Annotated in this window: 1 protein-coding gene; it reads left to right on the forward strand. The window is 67.4% G+C overall.

From position 1 onward, the window contains the following. On the forward strand, positions 1–506 hold a 506-nt coding region (locus MKK60_RS09975; RefSeq protein WP_279604047.1), incomplete at both ends, for a carbohydrate-binding domain-containing protein.

Genomic DNA, 506 nt, shown 5'->3' on the forward strand with positions numbered 1-506 from the left:
GGCACGCCGCATTTCGAGGTTGTCGTCGACGGGCAGCAGGTCGGTGGTACACTGACGACGAACGCTTCGCACGCGGCGGGCCAGACCGAAGACCTGACCCTGACCGGCAACTTCGGCCCCGGGGCGCACGCGATCGCAATCCGCTTCCTCGCCGATGCCTCCGGGCGGACGACGGCAACCGACCCGAACCTCTACGTTCACGAGATGATCCTGGACGGCCACGCCTATTCCGGCGACGCGGCGGTCAACACGGCGGGATGGAACAACAACGGCGTCGCCGGCATCTACTCGAACGGCGACGCGACCTTCCATACCGCCGCGTTGGCCAGTTCGGTAAAACCCGCATCGTCGGCGTCCGACACGCTCGTTCTGCGTGTGTCGGGCGACGCCTGGAACGGCACGCCGCATTTCGCGGTGCTCGTCGACGGGCAGCAGGTCGGTGGTACCCTGACGACGAACGCTTCGCACGCGGCGGGCCAGACCGAAGACCTGACCCTGACCGGCAA

This window comes from Methylobacterium sp. J-092, assembly GCF_022829325.1.
In the GTDB taxonomy this organism is placed as follows: domain Bacteria; phylum Pseudomonadota; class Alphaproteobacteria; order Rhizobiales; family Beijerinckiaceae; genus Methylobacterium.